We start from the raw sequence: 22,912 nt of genomic DNA, 5'->3' as shown, positions 1-22,912 counted from the left end.
GGAATGGGGAGAATAGAAATGGTAGAAATTTTGCGGTTTGGTGTAGTGGGATTGCTAGGGTGCGTGGGTGCGATCGCAGTTTCTATTAGCCCTACTTTAGCTCAGTTAACTCCCGATAACACTCTTGGGATAGAGCGATCGCAAGTCATTCCGATTAATACAAACAATGACCGCATCGGGGGCGGTGCGGCTCGTGGCACTAACCTATTTCACAGTTTTAAAGATTTTAACGTCGGTGTTGGTAGAGGCGTTTATTTCGCCAATCCAGAGGGGATAACAAATATCTTTTCTCGCGTTACTGGTGGGAACTCATCAAATATTTTCGGGAGATTAGGTGTATTAGGTGATGCAAATTTGTTTTTGCTAAATCCAAATGGCATTGTGTTTGGTAAAAATGCCAGTTTAGATATACAAGGTTCTTTTTTGGGAACAACAGCAAATAGTTTAGTCTTTCCCAATGGGGTAGAGTTTAGCGCCATAAATCCCCAAGCACCGCCGTTATTGGCTATCAATGTACCAATTGGTTTACAGTTTGGTTCACAACCTGGAAGTATTACGAGCCTTGCAGCGATTCGGGATTCCCAGGGAAATATTGTTGATGCTTTACGTGTTGGCTCTGGTAGCACACTAGCACTTATGGGGGGTGAAATCACCTTGGATGGTAGTTATTTGTTTAGTCAAAATGGACAAGTGAAATTGGGAGCAGTCACTGGAGACACAACTGTTGGGCTAAATGTCAATGGCTCCTCATTGGGTTTTAAATTACCAGAAAATTTCGGACGCGCACCCATCAACTTAACCAATAGTAGCTTCATCCTTGCAAGTGGCAATAGTGCAATTGAACTATTTGGGGGCGAGATTGGGCTAAATGGTTCGTCTATTTTCGGTAGTAATGGCGGCTCAATTGTTGTTGATGCGACTCAACTTAATTTAGATAACAGTGCTACAATTCTCAGCGCTACTTCTGGTGCAGCAAAGGGTGGTGATATTCAAATTCAAGCCAGCGATGCAGTAACTCTCACTAACGGCAATCAGATTTCATCTGTTAGCACGGCTTCAGCTACAGGTGCGGGCGGTGATCTTACTATCAATGCTGGAAAAATCACAATTACTGGAGATGGAAGAGCAGAAAATAGTGGTATTATCTCTGCATCTAGTCGTGGTAAAGGCAATGGAGGGAACCTTACTTTCAATGCTAGGGAGTCGGTTAACATCAATGGTGGCTTTGTCTCTGTTATATCTACAGATGCAGGTAATGCGGGGAACTTGACAGTGCAAGCCACAGATGCCGTCAATATCACTAACCGAGCTTCTTTAGGACTCGGAAGCTTTGGTTCAGGTTCAACAGGTAATCTGCGGATTGAAACGGGTACTTTCCGAGTCCAAAATAATTTCCCAACAGGGGGAGTGACAGCAAATTCAGCTGGTGGTGGAAATGTCGGTTCTATTTCGATTCAGGCTCGCAATGCGGTTGAGGTGACTCAAAGCAATATATCTACAGGTATTGTTACACCACGAGGAAGTACAACTCAAGCAACAGCAGGGGATATCACCATTGAAACCCAGCGACTCAATCTCAAAGATGCGGGTTATATCAGTACGGATACATTTAGTAGTTCAAATGCAGCTAACATTTTTATTAAAGCTAATGAATACGTAGAGATTAGCGGTTTCTCTAGCTATGTATCAACCAGTACATTTTCTGGCTCAGGAAATGGAGGTAATGTAACGATTGAAACACCGCGAGTCACTGTCAGTCAAGGAGGACATATAGACACTACATCCACTCAAAGCAGTGGTAATGCCGGGAATATTAACATCCGCGCCAAAGATGTACAATTCGATGGGTTTGTTTTGGTACCTAAAGAACAGTTTTTGGCTAGACTAGATCAAGCTGATGCAGAAGAGATTTTGTCTGACCCTCTAACACAAGAATTTCTGTCTCGCTTCGGGGGTGTTCCTTATAGGAGTAACTTATCCTCGGATGTGTTGAAAAGTAATGCAGATGTGCGGGGTGGCACGATAACTATTGACACAGAACGGTTGCGGTTGAGTAATGGTGGAAATATATCAGCCTCAGTTTTAATAGGGGGTAAAGGACAAGGGGGTAATTTGGTGGTTCGTGCCACTAATTCTATTGATATTACTGGGGTTGGTGGAGAACTACTAGATGGCTCATTTGCACCATCAGGTTTATTTGCAGAATTACAAACGGGGGGAATTGGTTCTGGGGGCAGCATTGACGTGACAACCGGACGTTTAAACCTCAGCAATCAGGGAGGAATTTCTGCCTCTACATTCGGTCAAGGTAATGCGGGAAATATTGGGATTAATGCCAGTCAAATTGATTTACGTGGAAGTAGCAGCGTTAGAACTCAGGTTGACGATGAAGCTAAAGGTAACGCAGGTAATATTAGCATCAAAACTCAACTATTAAATTTACAAGAAGAATCCCAGATATCATCAGGAACTCGAGGAAATGGAAACGCGGGGAATTTAACGGTACAAGCTGATAACATTATCTTGACTGGTTCCGACAGTGAGGCTGCAACTGGATTACTATCATCAGTTAACGAAGGGGCTAATGGTAAAGGTGGTGATATAGATATTACTACCAATCGCCTAACTGTACGTGATAATGCCGAAATCGTCTCTGGCAGCCTCGGTACAGGTGACGCTGGAAATATTAGAATTAAGGCTAATTTTCTGGAAATTATTGGAAAAGGCAGCGGAATCGCTTCTTTCACAAATGCAGGTAATGGTGGTGACATCACCCTCGATATCGGTGATTTATTATTTTTGCGCGATCGCGGTTTAATTTCAACCACCGCAGGTAGGGCAAAAGCTGGTGGCAATGGCGGTAATATCAATATCAACTCTAAATTCATCGTCGCCATCCCCGAAGAAAACAGCGACATCAGCGCCAACGCATACACTGGTTCAGGTGGAAAAGTTCAAATCAACTCGCAAGGTATCTTTGGTATCGAATCGCGTCCAAAACTAACCGAAAAAAGCGATATCACTGCAAGTTCCGAATTAGGCATTTCAGGTATAACAAATATTAACGCACCCGATACCACTTCCATTCAAAACAGCTTCACAGGATTATCCCCAAACGTCATCGACACTAACGCCCTGATCGCCAATAGTTGCATTTCTCGCAGTTCCAAGCAAGACGGTACATTCTTGATCACGGGTTCTGGTGCTTTACGTAACAGCCGTAACGATGCTTCAACCTCAATCTATTCGACTGGTGAGGTGCGAAATGTCAATGACAGCACATCGCGGACTTGGAAAAAAGGCGATCTAATTATCGAACCTAATGCTGTTTATCGACTTGCTGATGGACGCTTGGTACTCAGTCGAGAATGTCAGTGAAGGGTATGATTTATTTGTTAGAAACAATATAGGCATAAAAGAGCGCCCTTAAAATGAATCAACATACTTATAATTAAGCTAAGTTGGCTTCATTGTGTGGAAGAGTTAGGACGCTTTCTTATTAGCTATATGTTGAATTTATTATGTCTAAACCAAAAATTTTGCAAGAAGGACAGAGTTACACATTTCGTTCTTACTTCGAGTTACCTTATGAAACAGAAGATATTTTAGCTGAATTGGGTTATAGCTTTTCACGTGCGCGTATGACCTTACCCTCTTCTCAACGTATACCACAACGTTTACCTGAATTACGTCAGCAAATTGAGGAGTTGTTACCACTAGTAACTTTATCTAGCGAAACTGCACGTCGAGAAATTATGGTGGCACCAGTACTTTCGGAACTAGCGCGTTTTTGTAAGTGTCAAATGCGTTTAGAATATCCTCTTCAGGTAAGTTCTCGACTCAAAGGTAATCTAGATTATTTACTGCGAAATATGAACACAGATAAAAGAGGTAAAAATTTTCTGGTAGTTGAGGCTAAAAACGATGATTTGTCAAGAGGTTTTACTCAACTATCAGCAGAGTTAATCGCTTTGGCAATAGCAGAAGAACAAGATATTCTTTATGGTGCAGTCACAGTAGGTGATACTTGGCGTTTTGGTTTATTAGAACAACAGCTTCTTCATATTACTCAAGACATTACTTTGTATCGTGTGCCTGATGATTTAGATGTTTTAATGCAAATATTGATTGGAATTATTGAATAATAGTTACCTTTCGCATAGTTAGCGCAAAAAACCTCACCCTGGTTATGCTACGCAAAACCTGTCCCTCTCCTTACTAAGGAGAGGGATATCTGCTAGGACAGGGTGCAATACGCTTGGGTTAAGCATTTTTTTCTTCTCTCTGTTTCCTCTGCGCCTCTGCGGTACCCTGCGGGAAGCACTCCGGGTTCAGCAGTCGCTCATGGGGGAAACCCCCAAGACCGCGCTGCTTCACCGCTGTCTACTTTAAAAAAATTGACTTTGATAAAGAGTTTTAGCCTTAACCCAAGCGTATTGGGACAGGGTGAAGTTTTCCAAGATCCGAAACGGAGAGAGATTTTTCAGACCCATGAAAAGTCAGGGGGATTTGTGAGTTTCAAAGCCAATTACCGATCGCAATCATTGGCGCCCAATATACTGGGTTATCATACTTGATATTTATACCTTCAGATGACGGTAATTTCTTCGCATTAATCATTCTAATTTGGGCTTTTTGTAGTGCTTCTGCAATACTCATGCCTGCGTTGCGGTAATTGGTGTAAAATGTTTTGACTAGTTCGGCTGTCGATGCATCTGTGACACTCCACAAAGATGCGATCGCACTTTTAACGCCAACTTGTAATGCAACTCCAGCTAATCCTAGTGTGGCCCGGTCGTCGCCAACTGCGGTTTCACATGCAGTAAGTACGAGAAGTTCGACGCTATCTAATTTGCTGTTAAGGTTTCGCAGTGAGTTTTCTAATTGATTGATGGTAAGTTTTTGGCTTTTGCCTGTGACAATGAAGGTGTCTTCGGGAATAATGCCAAATTGAGCGTGACTAGCTATATGGACGATGGGGTATGTTGTTTTCTCAAGTTTTTGTTTAAAACTTTCGGGGACAAAGTTATCGTCGATCAGGTCGGTATAATTGGGAAATAGACTTTTAATTGCACTGACTTCTTCGGGAACTGAAAAAAGCTTATCAAAAGATTTTCCATCAATTGTGGCTTGTTGTGTCAAACCCAAAATTAACGCCTTTTGCGTACTGCGATCGCGTACTTTGGGTGTAGTAAGTCGTAAACTAGGAGTTGTGGCAATTGCGTAGGTTTCAACTAAGTATTTCTGTTGTTGGCGATCGTAAAGTGCTGCCATTGGTACACTACGCAAAAACCCATCCTGAATAAACACAAGGGTTTTGACTGTCTCAGGTTTAATATTTTCAGCAAAGGGGCGAATTATCCAATCATAAAGCTCTGCCGCAATTGTTGTATCGTAGTTAACTTCTTCTTCTCCTCTAACTAATCCAGTACGAAACTCGGCAATTTTTTTCTGTAGCTTATCGCTGCTAACTATCTTACTTGTATCTTTTTGATTGGGGTCTTCAATCCACTTAAATTTGGTTGTCTGATTGGGTAATTGCAATAATATCCCGGTTTTGCCATCTAAAATTATCGAACTCAAAAACCCAGTATTCTTAAACGCTGCACTATTATCTTCGAGAAGTTCGCCCACCTGTTTGGGATTCAACCCACTCAAAATGCAATCATTACCAAAATAATTCTGTAATTCTGCGAGTTTCAACGCATCGATGGTTTCGACTACTTGCGATAATTCCTTCGCACGTTGCTTGTTTGCAATTGCCCCAACTTCCAACAGATCGAGCCGCGATCGCGCCAATGTGCGATACAATGGTCGAACGACATCGCGGAAGTCAAACTGCACATCACGTTCTGCGGTCAAAATATCCTGCCGAATATCTTCCAAGATTTCAAATGCTCTTTGATAGGATGCGATCGCTTCTTCTTTGTGATTTTCCTGATCTAAAATCCGTCCAGCTTGCCATTCCCACAAATACAAGCTATCTTTTGCACTCAGCTTTTTGTCTGCGGCGATGATTGCAGCTTGGGTATATTTTAATGCTTCCTTACTATCTTTGTGGCATTCCCAAAAATGTCCTAAAGCACCATTAGCATAAGATTGTAGACGATTGTCTTGTAAGTTATTACTAGTTAATACTGAGCTTTGGAGTAAATTTAATGCTTCGTTCTTCGATGAAAGCATCTGAGTTTGACAGTAAGTAAAAGGCGAACTTCCTTGAGAATGGCGCTGCAAGTATGCTAAATCAATTGCCCCATAAACTTTTGTTGCTGAATTGGGTAAATCTTCGAGAAGCTTCAAAGCATCCTCATGGGCATTATTAAAGGTTTCATCGCTGATAACTTTCGTCTCATTTGTCTGGGAACCCAACTGAATTAAATTTAATAATCCTCGCATTTCTGCTAAAGGTTCTTTTTGGTTGTGAGCAAGTTTGATACTATTCTGAAAATATTCGCGGGCTTGGTTGTAATCTGCCGCAGACTTGTTGGTAAATTCGTTTTCTTTACTGAAAATACCAGCTTCCTTTGCAGAATTGGCTTCCAACTCATGCAATTGAGCGCGACTTCTGTAAGCGTTACCCAAACTATTTAACACCAAAAAGTCATATTCTGGAGAGACTTGTTGCGCCGCGTGTAAATATTTAATTGCTTGGTCATAATTTCCCATTAACCGATATGCTTCACCGAGAATTCCCAAAGCCGCAATCTTACCGCGTTTGTCGTTGTGTTTGGTGGCGATTTGTTCGGCACTTTCGGGAGTGCATTCTATTTGCTGACTCCCTTGATTTTTTGAGATTTTCGACTTATCAACCAGTTTTCCACATAAAAGTGCGATCGCCTTGCGAGGTTGTCCCAAATTGCTGTAAACTTGGGCGAGTTCTGATTGCATTCGTCCGACTTGCTGGATATTTTCCACCGCCCCATAGTCACGAATTGCCGCCGATAACGACTCAATAGCTTCTTTGTTTTGTCCTAGTTGTTGGTAGACACGCCCCAAATTTTCATTGACAACCGCCGCATCTGACGGATTATTTTTATACTGATTTAATGCCTCTTGCCAGTGTTTTACCGCATTGGTAAAATTTCCGTCATTATAGTCTTTAATTCCTTGTTCAACGAGTAAACTAGCATTTGGAGTTTGTGCGGATACGACTTGTCCAAACAATAAACAGATTAGGAGAGTTGCTAAAAATAATACTTTGATAAATTGATGACGATTTAGCTTTTGGTATTGCTGAGTAAAGAGATGAATTAGCGTCTTGCCAAGATTTCCAACCTTCAGCAAGATGTGCATCAGGCGAGGCACAGAGAGTAATATCTTTTTATTTTTGGTTTTCATATTTAAAATGCGATCGTAACAGTTATTCTTATTCAAATTAATTAAAATCTCACCCCCAGCCCCTCTCCTTAGTAAGGAGAGGGGAGATAAAGCACAGCTTTATCGGGGTGAGGTTAAGCTGTACCTGACTAGATTAGGAAACGCTATAGCTTTTATTGTTTAAATTACCATAAATCAGCAGAAAAAACTGAAAGTTTCAAAAGTGTGCAGTTTTGTGCAATTTATCTAACCTGCTATCTGCTGGTATTATTGAATGATGATCTAACCTGGACTTCTCACAACTGATAAAAAACATTTGCATAAGCAATATCGTGGATTTGATTTTAATTGAGCCAAGGTAAATTATTTATGAATCAAGCACATCATTTGGAAAAAGCTAGTATTAAAAGTATTCTTTATTTATTATGCCTCATATCCACTGCATTCAGCCTTTATTTACTAGCCCAGGCAGAAATCACACCGGATAACAGTTCTATTCAAAACAGCTTCATTGAATTATCACCAAAGGTCATCGATACCACATGGAAAAATATTATGTGCAGTTTTCTGCAAAATGGGATGCACAATCATGCGATCGCACCATACAAATCATGCAACTATATTTGCATAAATGGTGAATGCATTACCTAGTCGTTTCCCTTAATCTGAGTATTAAAGAAACGGTTAATGAATCGAAAAACAACAAAAATCATCAATTTATCAACCGTTCCTGATGAAAATATCATTATTCTTTTAACTTAGATTCAGAGGTTGATTATGTTTGATCAAGTAGTTCGCAACACAGTTTTAAGAACATCTTTGGCATTACCTAATTTTAAACAAACCACTTCGATTGCAATTTTAGTAGCTGGAATTGGATTGTTTAGTATCAAGTCAGTAGAAGCAAGAAATGCCTTAGTCCAAACACCAGATGTTTCTCAATCTTCATCATATACGATCGCGCAACTCTTAGAAGCCAATTCTCCAATTTATGGAACTTGGAATCTCAGATATAGCATTGATGGAATCGTTTATCAAAGCGTGCTAGTGATGGAGGGATATTCAGGAATGATGAGAACTAGATATTTTGACCCTGGGATAAATAAGAAGCAGGTTATAGACCAGGAAATTAGCCTCAAGTCTTCTTCTGAAGGATTAGTTTTTTTGGGATATAACCCTGTCTATGCTGGGACTTCCACAAGACACCCTACTTATATTGCTGATAATTTTTTGTTTTCTGTTGAGCCTGATGGTTCACTAGCAGCGTATACTTGCGACAGTCTCCGACGATGCTCGGCTGTAGATGTGGAAAGAATAGTGTCCCAATCTTAAATAAAGATAGCGTAAATTATCTGTTTTTCAAGTTCCCTGGTGATTAGCGAACTGAGAAGTCAGCGTTTGCGCGATCGCACATTCTTTTTATACTGCATCTATTGTCTTATTTATCAATGCGTAAGTTCTAAATATTAGTATAGCCGACTCGGATCTTGATGATTGCATAAAGGTGCAATCATCAAGCAAACTATTATGGTATTTTAATTAAGTAATAATACTTGTTAAATATCTAATTATTAGTGCAATCGCGCTTCTTTGTTGGTGAGAATAAATAAAAATATGTTACGAAGCATAAATATATCTCAAACCTTATCAATGAAAAATAAGGGAATTCCAAATAAAAAAATATCCCCAAACTGACGCAAAAATCCTCTCTATTTCTCTTCTCTCTGTGTTACGCCAGTTGCTACAAACTCCTCCACCCCCCGCAAGGCACTGGCTTCTCTGTGTCTGGAGTGGTTCGTTTCTTTGAATAATTTATTTCTTGGAAGTCCCTAATGACCATTACATATCATATATAAACAATGGGTTCCTACCTTCGGTTTCAAAAGCTTTTTTTCATATTACTTACCTGCATCAGCATCACTCCACTTGCAGTATTTGCACAATCGACACCCCCACCTGGAGTCACAATTCCCCCTAATACACCGGGGAAAGTCGAAGAAACTCTACCGCAACCATCACCATCGCCAACTCTTCCTCCCACACCAGCGACACCAACTGTTCCCATACTTCCATCATCCTCACAGGAAAATTTACCCAAAACAACCTTTCCTAGTGGTGAAAGTTTCTTTGTCAAAGAAATTCAAGTCAAAGGATACACTGTTTTAGAAGCTGAAATCATCAAGTTAAAACAGCCCTTAGAAAATAAAAAAATCACATTTGAGCAGTTATTGCAACTGCGATCGCAAATCACTGAACTCTATGTTAAAAAGGGCTATATCACCAGTGGTGCATTTATTCCCAACAATCAAAATGTCGCTAGCGGTGTCGTGCAAATTCAAGTTGTGGAAGGCGAACTCGAAGGAATTTCCATTTTAGGGTTACAAAGATTGCAGCCTGTATACGTGCGTTCCCGGATTGAACGGCTTACAGGGAAACCTTTAAACCAAAAACGCATTGAACAAGCACTGCAATTATTACAACTTGACCCTCTAATTAAACGAGTCAATGCCGAGTTAACCGCAGGTAGCACCCCAGGTAGTAATATTTTACAGGTGACAATTACCGAATCACCAGCATTTCACGCTGGTGTGATCTTTGCAAATGACCAATCAACTAGCGTTGGTTCAGAACAAGCGAGTGTTTTTGTTGCTCACGATAATTTATTCGGCTTTGGAGATAAATTCAGTGCCGAATATGGTAGTACTGAAGGTTTAGACAGTTACAATATCAGCTATTCTGTTCCCTTTAACGCTCTAGATGGAACTTTTGGTGTCCGCTACAGCAATAGTGGTAGCCGGATTATTCAAAGCGAATTTCGTGATTTGCACATCCGTAGCGAAGCCGAAACCCTTTCTTTTAACGTCCGTCAACCGCTAATCCATACGCCAAATAGCGAATTTGCTCTCGGTTTAGCATTCGATTTACGGCGCAGTCAAACCTTCATCCTCAATGATATCCCCTTCTCTTTTACCGAAGGTCCCGAAGATGGGAAATCAAAAGTTACAGTAATTCGCTTTTCCCAAGATTGGTTACAACGTAATGCTAACAGTGTTTTAGCGGCGCGATCGCAATTTAGTTTTGGGCTTGATGCAATTGATGCAACCGTCAACAATAGTGGTACTGATGGGCGTTTTTTTAGCTGGCTAGGACAATTTCAATGGGTACAACGGCTATCTCCCCGCATCTTAATGCTAGCCAAAGTTAACACTCAACTTACTCCTGATTCCTTACTTTCGCTAGAAAAAATTACCATTGGGGGAGTTGATACAGTGCGCGGTTATGGTCAAAATCAAATTGTTGCTGACAATGGGGTAGTTGGAGGTGTGGAAGTTCGTATTCCTTTGGCATCAAATGTGGAAACATTACAGCTAATACCCTTTTTTGACATCGGTACAGCTTGGAACAATCGCGGTATTAGTGCTGACCCGCAAACCCTCGCCAGCTTGGGTTTGGGTTTGCACTGGCAACCTTTTAACGGTTTAGTATTGCGTGCAGACTACGGTGTACCATTGATCGGAACAAGCGATCGCGGTAGTTCACTACAAGATAATGGCTTTAATTTTTCAGTGCTATATCAGCCGTTCTGATTTACGTCCGGTCAAAGATTTTTGAAGTAGGTTCTCCTAAACATTAATTATGCCGGGTTGGGGGGACGTGATTTTATTGGGAACCCCAAACAACCTGCTTTTTTTGTGTGTGAAATGTTAAAAATGCTTCCACAACCACCAGAGCCTATTTTATTAACCCAGATTTTTGCCAAGCTTACCTCTCTTGGTCGTATTCATAATGCTTCTACAGCCATTGAACCCTCGTAATTTGGCTAAGGTATTGTCAAACACGAGCGTTTTTTGACTTCGCCAACAGCATCGGTTGCTCATTTGACCCCCTCTACTGAATTTAATTCACTAAAACTGGTCTAGCGTCTCAGTGAAATCTATAAATTATCCTATTGTAATTTCAGAAGCAATCTGAATTTGATCGCTTAAAACCGCCTCAATATCTTCTTTAGTAGTGAGTGGATTAGAGATTACTGCACGCAGAGCAATAATCGGAATTTGCCGATCAAAACAGATAGTAGTTTTTGTTGTTCGTGAGATAAAAGTTCGACCATTTTGGCGCTGGATTTTCTGGATATTTTCATTAACTTGATTAATTAGTTGATTATCGATTTCGGTCAAATTATTTTTAACTACAAGCTCTCTCAATGACTCTGGAATGTAACGATATACCAGTAAATTAGTATCAGGTTTAGCTAACAACTCAAATTCAGGCATAGTACAAATCCTATCTGCCATATATTGAGTTTTCCGAATTCCTTCATCAATCAAAAATTCATATCCCTTAAGTCCAATCAGATTTAGCCCAGCATGTAAGAATAAAGCCATACCTGGTCGAGAACCTTCTAAAGCACGTTTACCTAAATCAAATGACCCTTTACGCATGGTGTAGCTTGCTTGCTTTTCGATTGCTTTCGCCAGATCAGGATCGCGGAAAAAAACCATCCCAATGCCCATCGGCAGATACATTTGTTTATGTCCATCAATGGTTACTGAATCAGCCCGTTCGATACCAGCAAGTTTATGTCGATGTTGTTCAGAAAAAATGAGTGGTCCACCCCAGGCAGCATCTACATGAAAATGAACTTTAGCGGCTTGTGCAATCTCTGCAATCTCCGCGATCGAATCTACTCCACCTGAGTCTGTGGTGCCAGCAACGCCTATAATACCAATAATCAGCAATTTCTGAGCATGACATTCTGTAACAGCTTCGCGTAGTGCTTGTATGTCAACTTGATTATTAGAGTTAGTAGGGATTCTGATCAAACCTTGTATACCAATGCCCATCAAATCCGCAGCTTTATCAAAAGAGAAATGCATCAACTCAGAGCCAATAATTACTGCTCCTTTGTAGCCGTAGAAATCTAGGGCTGCTGTTAAGCCTTCTTTTTCTATGCCACCAAAACTATCTTTTGCTCCCAAAGAAGTATTTCTGGCACACCAGAGGGCTGTAATGTTAGCAGTTGTACCACCAGAAAGCAAGATTCCTAAAGTACTCTGGCTATTTTGAATATGTTGAGCATAGAAATTATCAGAAAAGTTGTAAATCAGTCGATGCATCATTGCTAAAGCCTCTCGTTCACAGAAGCTGAGGGATTTAGCTGTCTCTATTTTAACTGCATTTTGATTCATTGCCGTCATCAGTTTGGCAATAGGAAGTACAAAGCTGGGAAGTGCAGAGGTCATATGACCAATAAATCGAGGCGAAGATGTGTGTATTGAATGATCAATAACATTGTTAGTTAAGTATTTGAGATAGCTTTGAAAATTAGCAGGTTGAGCAGGTATTTTGCTATTAGAAAACCTACCTAATAAAGAATCTATTTCAATATCAGTGTTTGCATCACTTGTGGTTAAGAATTTTTGGGATATTTTATCAACTAAACCATCTATATCGTGAGGATTTGCTTTGCCAGATGAAGTAAATACTTCTATTATTTGTTCTTCAATTTCATATTGCAAAGATTGCTCATTTTCCCAAAAGTAATTTTGTTTTTGGATCTTTTGTTTGCTTATTGTCATTGTTTTACTTAGATTATTTTGGCTTTTTATGGCATTTTTTAGTGAATGCTGTCATTTATTTTTTGAACGATCAATGACTAATTGATAAACTTGCTACAGCTGATTCACTTTATTGAAATTAAGTGTCTTTTGGCTTTGTTACTGCTCGATGTTGTTGGCTGACTTGTTTTCGGCGATATATGCTTGCCTACTTTCAGGTCGATGAGAATATTCTGCAAGATATCCTGGTGTGTAAAAGTTAATCGGAAAATAGGATCATCGGTGACATTCTACTACATAATTATTGGTTCGGAATGGAAGTACTTTAAATTTAGACAAGCTAATCGCCATTCATCTTTTTAGACCTATTCTTTTGTAGTAATTGTTTCAGGACTGGTTTTATGCAACTTAAATGCTCATTAGCTTATGTCAATTAGATAGATGTGTTCGCACACTAAATTAAGTTGGCGAGTAACTCTGGCGATCGCTCTTGTTTTTGACGCTGACCAAGCATTATCATCTTCAACGAAGCCGGAGGAAAATTAGCACCGCGACGTTGTGGTTTTACTGGTTTTTGTGAAGCTATAGATAGTTGATAATGTGACAATATTGTTGCCAATACTAGCTTCATTTCAAACATAGCTAAAGCTTCACCAGGACAGCGACGAGTACCTCCACCAAAAGGTAGAAATTCATAAGCAGAGAATTGTTTTTCTAAGAAGCGTTCGGGCTTAAATTCCTGAGGTTGTGGATACAAGTCTTCGCGTTGATGCGTTGAATAAATACCAACTCTTAACAATGTACCTGAACTTAACTCATAGCCCATTACTTCAATTGGAGATTCCACTAGCCTTGGTAATGTAACTAGCTGAGTGGGATAAAGTCGTAGTACTTCATTACAGACAGCATTTAAGTAAGGCAATTGAACAATGCTCATCGGATCTGGAGATTCACCAAGGCTATCTAGTTCTTGGAGCAATTTCTCACGGACTGTAGGCAGATGATGAGTCCAGTATAATAACCAAGAAATTCCCGTGGCTGCTGCATCTCGGCCACCGAGTAGTAATGTGAGAAAGAGATCCCGCATATCTTGATTTGTTAGCTGTTCACCCGTTTCATCACGAGCCAATATAAGTTCTGAAAGCAGGTTAGTGGGAAGCAGGTCTGATTTTTGGCGACGTTCGTTAATTTCTCCATAGACCAAATCATCCAATTGTCGTTGGAGACTAAGAAAGTATCCCCACGGACTCCATCGACCTAAATCCCGTTGTAGTGAGGGTAAAGATGCAAAGATTTCCCATAAAGGAGTTCTGGCGAAATTTAGCAAAGCTGGAATTGCTTGTGTAAGTTGTTGGTAACGTTCTCCTTCATGCAAACCAGACCAAACTTTTATCAGTACTTCTAGGGTAATATTTTGGATGGTAGGGAATAGTAAAAAAGATTGACCAATAGTTTGCTCTTTAATGATTATTTTTGTTAGTTCACAGATTTGCTGTCCGTAGGAATGGATACGCGCACCATGAAAGGCAGGCATTATCAGTTTCCGTCGATGTTGGTGGCGCAGTCCATCAAGCAGGAGTAATCCATTGTTCCCTATTAAGGGAGCTACAATTTGTTGTAACTTGCCAGGAGCTGTAATCTCTTTCGTTTTGGTAAAAATCTGCTTATTTCCGTCTGGGTTGCTCACTAAAACTGTCGGTGTATGACCAAAATTTATAGTGCAGATATCGCCATAATCCTTGGCAAGAGTATCCATATAGCCTAAAGGATCAGATGCGAATTTAATATTGTTTAAGAAAGCTGAAGTTTTCGGCCCTTGAGGTAGTTTCATGAGTATTCTGAATTGGTAATTTTTTGTAAACTAAGCTGGTGCAAGGTCAATTATTGTTATCTTGAAGCTTACAGAGAGAAAGTTAATACTTTGGCGTTCAGGATTCAGACTAAAGAGAAGACTGAGTGGTAATAGAAAAATAAATCGATATATTCAAACAAAAATAATCTAGAAATAAAATTAGGCATATTAAAACCAGGCTTGGGCAAAATAAAACCTAAAGATTTATAAATTTACATAGATATGCTGGAAATAAATTAGCCTAACTTTTTTCAGTTAATCGCTCATGTAAAAATCCTCTAACCAAAGATGTAATTTTTTTTCTAAACACATACATTTTCAAGCTAGAAATTTGCGCTAACAATCACATAATAATAGCCTGAAAATATCCCTTTCCCAATCCCTATGATTTACTTTAGCTACGAGTCCTAAACCACTCTTCTGCTTTATCCATACTATAGAAAAGTTCGCAATCACATCCAAATAAACGCTTTCCCGCTCCTTTCAAAATTATTCGTTTTAGCAGGGATTCTATACTAGGAGAAGTAACCATAGCTATACCCAAGCAATATTTCTCAAGTTCTTTCTTATGTACACGCAGCCATTCACCCTCCATTTTTTCACCAGCTTTTGATTTTCGAGGTTTACCACCCAGGTATTGAAAAGCAAAGCCTATGCGCTCTTGATGATTGATGAGATTTGTAAAGCAAGCCAGATAATTCTGAGTATCTTGTTCAGTCACTTCCTCACCAATTTGGATTACACAATATGACTGTTCTAGGTTTTCGATGATATTGACCATAGAGTTTTTCTCTTTTATCTTACTGTTGATGGCAATCTAATACTCATAGTAAAATATTAGATGAAAAATGTATTCTCAGGTTAATGATTGACGTTAGTAGCAAACTCTATTGGTAATGAATTGCTATTGCTTCCTGAGCGCTGACCCAGCAAAACCATTTTCAAGCCACTGGCAGGAGGAAAGTTAAGAGTATCGCGCTTGGGTCGTTCTGGTTGCCGAGTCGCTAGTTCTAGTTGGTATCCTAAAAGAATCTTTGCCAATACTAGTTTCATTTCAAATATGACCAAAGCAGCACCCATACAGTAACGCTCACCAACACCAAAGGGTAAAAATTCGTAGGGAGAGAATTGTTTTTCTAGAAATCGCTCTGGTCTAAATTGCTTGGGATCTGGGTATAAATCCTCTCTTTGATGAGTCAGATAAATATTGCCAATTACCACTGTACCAGGACTCAATTCATAGCCCATCAACTCGACTGTTGATTCTACCCGTCGAGGAAAAGTAAATACCTGAGTCGGGTAGAGTCTCAGGGCTTCATTGCAGACAGCACTGAGGTAAGGTAATCGGACGATACTCATAATATCTGGTGACTCTCCCAGGCTATCGAGTTCTTGGAGCAATTTCTCACGAACTGCGGGCAGATGATGAGTCCAGTACAAAGACCAGCTAATTGCTGTTGCGGCTGCATCGCGTCCAGCAAACAGAGGTGCAAGAATGAGGTCGTGTATCTCCTCATTGCTCAGAGGTTCATTGGCTTCATCCTTAGCTGAAACTAGTAATGAGAGGAGATTGTTGCTAGAAAGATTTTCTTGTTGGCGGCATCTATCAATTTCAGCATAAAGCAGTTCCTGTAATCGCTGCTTGATCCGGAGAAAGTATCCCCAAGGACTCCATGAACCAAAATCACGTCGCAGAAACGGTATAGATGCAGATAACTCCCAGAAGGGATACTGTGGACAATTCAGCAAAGAGTGCAGTTCCTTCTCTATTTTTTCGTATTGTTCCCCTTCACGCAAGCCCAACACAGCTGACAAAATTACCTTTAAGGTAAAAATTTTCATCATGTTGTACGCTGAGAAGGGTTTGCCAATTATCTGTTTACTCATAACCTCATCTGTTAGGTCATAAATACGTTGTCCATAAGCTTGTATTCGCGTACCATGAAAGGCAGGCAACATGATCTGACGTCGATTTTTGTGTTTTAAGCCATCGAGTTGAAGTATTCCTTTTTCTCCTGATGTATGAGCCGCATTTCTGTTTAACTCTCCTGGGGATGCAATATTTTTATTGGTGTAAATCTCTTTAATTCCGTCTGGATGGCTAACAAAGACTGTGGGTGCATCAAAAATAAATGACGAGGTGAAGATGTCACCATAAAGTTTACTTGTAGCTTCTAGATACCCAAGAGGGTCAGACATCAATCGAATAATCTGTAATATAGGAGGAATTTTTGGCCCTTGAGGTGGTTTCATGACTATGATGATTTGGTGATTGGTTTTAGATAAAATCTGGTTGATATTGGATGTATCTTCAACAAGATGTCAAATTTACAAAGAGCAATCAAGCATTCAAGTCATACTAATTATTCTTGTTGAATATTTGTTTGATTGAGATTTAAGTAAAAAATCATAAGAAAAACTAAATATAATTTTTATTTAAATACAAGTGGCGATCGCTGTTTAATTTCGTTACTGATAAAGACTTGATTAATTAGGATGATATCGAGGAGAGTAATGCCGATGCCGATGGCAAACACTCCCTTGTAGCTAACTATCTGCGCTAGCAAACCACTAATAGCTGAAGCACCGATGGTACCAAAATAAATGAATGAAGTTTGCACAGTAAAATCTGTGCCAGCAGTTGCTAACTGGCTCTTATCCATGATGATAGTAAACAAAGTAGTACCTGCTGCACCAAGAGTTATTTGCACGCTGATAGCTACCAGGTGAAGTATCGGTAAATTGGTGATGCCAAAGGCTGGTAAAAAGTAAGCGGTCATTGCGATCGCATAAAGTAAGCCAAATAAAATCAGCGATCGCTTCCTTCCTAAAGGTGCAATCAAAAAACCAGCAGCGATCGCACCAATGATTCCCGCACCATGACTCACAACTCCCATTAACCAACCGATATCTGCCAAAGACAGCCCAATATCCACTAATAATGGACGAAACATGGTGTTTGCCATATTGCCACCAGCCAAATACAGCGACAAAATCAGCAACCAACTCCATGTTCTGCGATCGCGGTAGGGGTTGATTAGAGTCCTAAAATAACTCTTAACGATCCCTGAAGTCTGCAATTCTTTCACATCCGGTATTTGTTGCTCTTGATGACGCAGTACAGGAATCAGTGCTAACACCACTATTCCCGCCAAAATCAGCAGACTCGTTCTCCATCCCCAGTAATTGAGCAAGATCAGCATTCCACCACTGCCGATGATTGCACCAAGATAGTGGCCTGAAGTTTGTATTGCATTCCCCAAACCTCGCTCTTGTGGTTCCAACAATCCCACAGCTAAGGCATCTGTAGCGATATCTTGACTAGAACAAAACAGACACATTAGTAATACACAAACTAACAAACCAGTAAAGTTTGTCTCAATATCAAAAAAGGCACAAACAACCGTCAGAGCAGCAACTAAGAGTTGAAAGCAGATAATCCAAAATCGGTAATGTCCCCAACGAGTAAAGCCATAACGATCAATCAGAGGAGACCACAGAAATTTCAGAATCAACGGTAGAGCTATTAGTGAGAGTAAACCGATGGCATCAAGATTCACTCCCTGCTGACGCAGGAACACTGGCAAAGCTTGCAAAAGAAACATAATCGGAATGTACTGTGATATGTACAAACAGGCGAGTAATCCCAGCTTATTCAGACTTTGAGTGTTCTTCATTGGGTGAGATGTATGGTGATGGCTGGGAAAACTGTTGGATAAGATTCTCTTTAGTAGACTCTCTTTGTTGAAAACAGTGTAGGGGAATGACATTTTTATAACCCAGCATGACAATCTCCTTCGCCTATAGCCCTTCTCGTTTGTATTCAATACACTCTGACCTCACTTCTATTCCTCTCTCCTTTTAGGAGAGAGACTTTGAATCTTACCCCTCTTCCCTTGTAGGGAAGGGGCTGGGGGTTAGGTCTGCATTTTACTCAACTGAGAAGCGCTATATTTTCAACACAGGAAAGTAGATATCTGGCAGCCAAAGTCTGATGAGTGCCAAAATTTAAATTTAGTCAACCTTAAGTAAATATCATACAGCTTAAGTGAGCTTATTGATAGCTTTTCTCAATTTTTTCCTCAATTCTTGAATATAAGTGTCATTAAACATCGAAAAATGGTTGCCAGGAACCTCAATCACCTCAATTGGTTGGACAGAACATTTGCCCCAACCTAACAACGGGTCATCACTGTACAACTCTGGACTTTGAAAATCGTGTGGAATTGTCTCTTTAGCTTTAAACAGAGTAATTTTATTGGCATAGACTTGCGGGACATAATCTCGCATAGCTTGGGCATGATTCCGGAAAAGTCTGTAACTACAAAAGTGTTGCTGCATTTCTGTATCACTGATGATCTGAAGTCGTTTTAACAAAAGCTTGAATTGTTCATCTGGTGACAGTGGTAGGACTTCTTCATAGGAGATTCCCAAATCTATGCCAAATAAGTATTTTATCGACTCGGCTGCACGAACTATGTATTTGGCATCATCATCATCTGCTGGTTGGATTGGACTGTCTGGTACTATGGCATCAAACACGGCAAGTAAACTTATTGTCTGGCCTTGCCTTTGTAGTTGTTGCGCCATCTCGAAGGCAACGATCGCACCGTAACACCAACCCCCTAAAAGATAAGGCCCTTCTGGCTGTACGGTACGAATTGCTTCTAAATAATCACTAGCTGTCTGTTCTATAGAAATAACTTCTGGCTGCTGCTGGACAGGGTTTTGTTCCAGAGCGTAAAATGGCTGTTCTGCATCCAGTCCACTGGCTAAGTTTGGATAGGTGATGATAGTACCTCCAGCTGGATGTACGCAAAAGAAAGGATTTTTGCTACCTGAAGACCGAATTGTGACTAGAGGAGAACCGGAACCTGAGCCAAATTGTTGTCGGATAGTCTTAGCCAACTGCTCAATTGTTGCACCTTGGAAAAGGGCAGACAAAGAAAGTTTTTGCCCAAAACGCTCGTTAACTTGAGCCATTAAACGTGCTGCTAACAGCGAATGACCACCCAAGTCAAAAAAGTTGGCTGTGACGCCGATCGGATTTATCTGGAGGAGATTTTCCCAAATCTGCGCCAGAGTAAATTCCCAATGATCGCGGGGAGCAACGAAGGATGCAGTAGAGTTGGGTTGAACATCATCTAGGGATAAAAGCGATCGCCTATCCACTTTCCCACTCGGTGTTAGTGGGAGTGCATCTAAAATCGCTAAGGCTGACGGGATCATGTAATCTGGCAAGTTCTCTTTCAGGTAGCTTTGCAGCGAGGGGATTAAGTTTTGTTCGGTTGTCACCACATATGCCACAAGATAGTCACCACCTTGGGCATGATTGCGGACAATGACAGCCGCTTGTTGAACAGCAGGATGTTGAGCGATCGCCGCTTCAATTTCCCCTAGTTCAATCCGAAAGCCTCTAATTTTTACTTGATTGTCGCTGCGTCCCAAATACTCAAGTTCACCATTATTTAGATAACGTACTAAATCACCAGTTTTGTAGAGCTTACTTCCTGGTATAAAAGGGTGATCGATAAACCGTTCTTGGTTAAGTTCTGGACGCTGCCAATAACCTCTTGATAAAGGAACTCCACTAATATATAGTTCACCGAAAACTCCTACCGGAGTAGGCTGTAAATGACGATCTAACACATAAACCTGTGTATTATTTATCGGACGACCAATGAAGACGCTAGTTGCTTTCTCTGGTAATAAACTTGTGTCACAGCAAATTACATTGGCTGAAACTTCAGATAAACCATAAAAGTTGAGTAGTTTCGCCGACGGCATCAATTGATAGAAAGTTTGTGTTAAGTCCAGAGGTAGTGCTTCTCCACTGATAGTCCAAATTTTGAGGTGCGACAGATTTTTAGTTTGCTCACTGTAAGTCTCTAAAAATAGCCGCAGCAATGATGGCACAAGTATGATGCGCGTCACTTTATATTGAGCAAGGGTTTCTAGAAAAAAGCGAGTATCTTTGACAATCGCATCAGGGATAATTACTGCTGGCAGCCCTTGGATTAAAGGGCTGAAAATCTCCCAAAGAGAATCTGCAAAACTAATGGCAGTCTTATGACAAGCAATTTCATCAGCTGCGGGTGGGTAAGTTTCCCATAGCCAATTCAAACCATTGACTGTACCTCTATGAATGCCAAGGACACCTTTGGGAGTTCCCGTAGAACCTGAAGTATAGAGTATGTATGCTAGATGATCTGGTGTTGTATTGCTAACAGGATTTTCAAGAGATTCTTGTGCCAGAATATCTTGATAAACATCTAGACAAACAGTTCTAGTCGGTATTACAGCAGATTTAGTCAGCTTTTCTAATATTTTTTGTTGAGTTATTAATAGATTTGCTTGGCAATCAGCAAGCATGAAAGCTAGACGGTTACTAGGATAATTTGGGTCAAGGGGAACGTAAGCACCTCCAGCTTTAAAAATAGCTAAAATTCCAATAACAAATTCGATGGAACGTTCTAGGGAAATGGCGACGCGGGTTTCTGTAGTGACTCCTAACTTTTGTAAGTAATGTGCAAGTTGGTTGGCTCTTTGGTTTAGCTGTTCAAAGGTTATCTGTTCTGATTGCTCGATTAACGCCAAAGCATGAGGTGATTGTTGGACTTGCTGTTCAAATAATTCATGCAGAGTCGCTTGAGGATAATTTCTTATAGTATTATTCCACCTGATTAATATTTGCTCTTGTTCATTAGCAGTTAATAAAGGTAGTTCAGAAATCCCCTGATTTGGTTCGAGAACAATGTTTTCTAATAAAGTTTCAAAATTAGCGACTAATCGGGCAATAGTTGCCGAGTCAAATAAATCAGTATTGTACTCTAAAAATCCACTTAATTCCTGCTCATATTCGACTATTGACAACAGTATGTCAAGCATTGCCGTGCCATTATCCACATCCAAAGGACTCAAGGTTAAACCCGAAACCTCGTGTGCTGGCATTGGGATATTTTGCAGGACAAACATCACCTGAAACAGGGGATTTATTCTTAAATCTCGCTTTGGTCGTAATTCCTCCACCAGTTTCTCGAAAGGTAAATCTTGATGGCCATAAGCACCAAGAGTCACTTCGCGTACCCGACTTAAAAGTTCACGAAAGTTAGGGTTATCACTTAAGTCAGTACGTATAATTAATGTATTGATAAAAAAGCCAAGCATCCCTTCTAATTCAGGACGATTGCGGTTAGCAATTGGCGTACCGATGAGGATCTCTTCTTGTTCTGTATAGCGGTAAAGTAATGTGTTAAAAGCTGCCAGCAGAGTCATGAATAAAGAAGCTTCTTCTTCTTTGCTAAATTTGTTGAGTGCTTCTGTTAATTTTTTAGAAAGTTTAAAGTAGTGTTTTTTACCTGCAAAAGTAGCGACATTAGGTCGTGGATGATCCGTTGGCAACCGAAGTACAGGTAGTTCTCCTCCTAGTTGTTGCTTCCAGTAACTCAGTTGCGTTCTCAACAGTTCACCTTGCAAGCGATCGCGCTGCCAAATTGCAAAGTCCCCATACTGAATCGGAAGTTCCGGCAACGGTGAGGGTAAACCTTTAGTAAATGCAGCATACAGCGTTGCTAATTCCTGCACAAATACACCAATAGACCAGCCATCTGAAACAGTGTGGTGCATATTTAACAGGAAAATATGCTCTTGTTCATTAACACGCAGTAAAGTTGCTCTGACAAGTGGTACTTTAGTTAAATCAAAAGATTTTTGAGTTTCTTCAACTGCTAGTCGCTGAACTTCTGCTTCCCAATCTTTGTTAGAGAAATGCTCAAGACTAATAATAGGTAAATCCCAGGTTAATTCAGCTACAATTACCTGCATTGGCTCCTGATCTATTTCGACAAAAATCGTGCGCCATGCTTCATGTCGCCTGAGAATTTCGTTGAGACTTTGTTGGAAAGCTGTGATATTCAGTTCACCTCTTAAATGAATAGCACCTACTAAATTGTAGAAATAACTACCGTAATAAAGTTGGTCAATAAACCATAATCGCTGCTGGCAAAAAGACAATGGAGCGGAGTCTGAATTAGAGCGTTTAGGAATAGTCTGTACTTTAAATTGTCCTGCCTTCAATTTTTGTAGCAGGGCTTGTTTAGCAGATGATAAATTAGAGTATTGCTTATCCATATTTTGACTCCTGAATTTTGATTCTCTGAAGTTTTGATCTAACTAAACCTGATTT

The 22,912-nt window shown here is 40.3% G+C and carries 11 protein-coding genes; 4 read left to right on the top strand and 7 right to left on the bottom strand.

Going from position 1 to position 22,912, the window contains the following annotated elements:
• The first annotated feature begins 3 nt into the window (after positions 1-3).
• Both V7L05_RS06145 and V7L05_RS06140 read left to right on the top strand, forming a co-directional pair.
• Entirely contained in the window at positions 4-3,378 is a 3,375-nt protein-coding gene (locus V7L05_RS06145) for a two-partner secretion domain-containing protein (RefSeq protein ID WP_335162766.1), read from the top strand.
• Between the two features lie 143 nt (positions 3,379-3,521).
• On the top strand, positions 3,522-4,145 hold the full coding sequence (locus tag V7L05_RS06140; protein ID WP_335162764.1) for a hypothetical protein: 624 nt from the start codon (positions 3,522-3,524) through the stop codon (positions 4,143-4,145).
• A 373-nt stretch (positions 4,146-4,518) separates the two neighbouring features.
• Here V7L05_RS06140 and V7L05_RS06135 read toward each other — a convergent pair whose 3' ends face one another.
• Complete coding sequence (locus V7L05_RS06135; RefSeq protein WP_335162762.1) at positions 4,519-7,338, bottom strand: CHAT domain-containing protein; 2,820 nt, start codon at positions 7,336-7,338, stop codon at positions 4,519-4,521.
• Positions 7,339-8,094: 756 nt separating this feature from the next.
• Between V7L05_RS06135 and V7L05_RS06130 the strand changes: the two genes are divergently transcribed.
• Together V7L05_RS06130 and V7L05_RS06125 are read left to right on the top strand one after the other, a co-directional pair.
• Positions 8,095-8,649, top strand: coding sequence for a hypothetical protein (locus tag V7L05_RS06130; protein ID WP_335162760.1), 555 nt, complete (start codon positions 8,095-8,097; stop codon positions 8,647-8,649).
• A 527-nt stretch (positions 8,650-9,176) separates the two neighbouring features.
• Positions 9,177-10,904: a ShlB/FhaC/HecB family hemolysin secretion/activation protein gene (locus V7L05_RS06125; protein ID WP_335162758.1), complete on the top strand. Its 1,728-nt coding sequence runs from the start codon at positions 9,177-9,179 to the stop codon at positions 10,902-10,904.
• Between the two features lie 354 nt (positions 10,905-11,258).
• Here V7L05_RS06125 and panP read toward each other — a convergent pair whose 3' ends face one another.
• The 6 genes from panP to V7L05_RS06095 form a co-directional block, all read right to left on the bottom strand.
• The gene (gene panP / locus V7L05_RS06120) at positions 11,259-12,896 is read right to left on the bottom strand and encodes a pyridoxal-dependent aspartate 1-decarboxylase PanP (RefSeq protein WP_335162756.1); all 1,638 of its coding nucleotides are present in this window, start codon (positions 12,894-12,896) and stop codon (positions 11,259-11,261) included.
• A 433-nt stretch (positions 12,897-13,329) separates the two neighbouring features.
• Entirely contained in the window at positions 13,330-14,706 is a 1,377-nt protein-coding gene (locus V7L05_RS06115) for a cytochrome P450 (RefSeq protein ID WP_335162754.1), read from the bottom strand.
• A 415-nt stretch (positions 14,707-15,121) separates the two neighbouring features.
• Positions 15,122-15,508, bottom strand: a complete 387-nt coding sequence (locus V7L05_RS06110; RefSeq protein WP_335162752.1) for a hypothetical protein — start codon at positions 15,506-15,508, stop codon at positions 15,122-15,124.
• 80 nt (positions 15,509-15,588) lie between these two features.
• The gene (locus V7L05_RS06105; RefSeq protein ID WP_335162750.1) at positions 15,589-16,980 is read right to left on the bottom strand and encodes a cytochrome P450; all 1,392 of its coding nucleotides are present in this window, start codon (positions 16,978-16,980) and stop codon (positions 15,589-15,591) included.
• Between the two features lie 179 nt (positions 16,981-17,159).
• Complete coding sequence (locus V7L05_RS06100; protein ID WP_335162748.1) at positions 17,160-18,404, bottom strand: MFS transporter; 1,245 nt, start codon at positions 18,402-18,404, stop codon at positions 17,160-17,162.
• Positions 18,405-18,771: 367 nt separating this feature from the next.
• Complete coding sequence (locus V7L05_RS06095; protein ID WP_335162746.1) at positions 18,772-22,857, bottom strand: amino acid adenylation domain-containing protein; 4,086 nt, start codon at positions 22,855-22,857, stop codon at positions 18,772-18,774.
• Between the last annotated feature and the right edge of the window lie 55 nt (positions 22,858-22,912).

The organism is Nostoc sp., from assembly GCF_036917755.1.
Lineage (GTDB): Bacteria > Cyanobacteriota > Cyanobacteriia > Cyanobacteriales > Nostocaceae > Nostoc.
The sequence above is the reverse complement of the archived record's forward strand: the minus strand, read 5'-3'. Positions and strand labels throughout refer to the sequence as shown.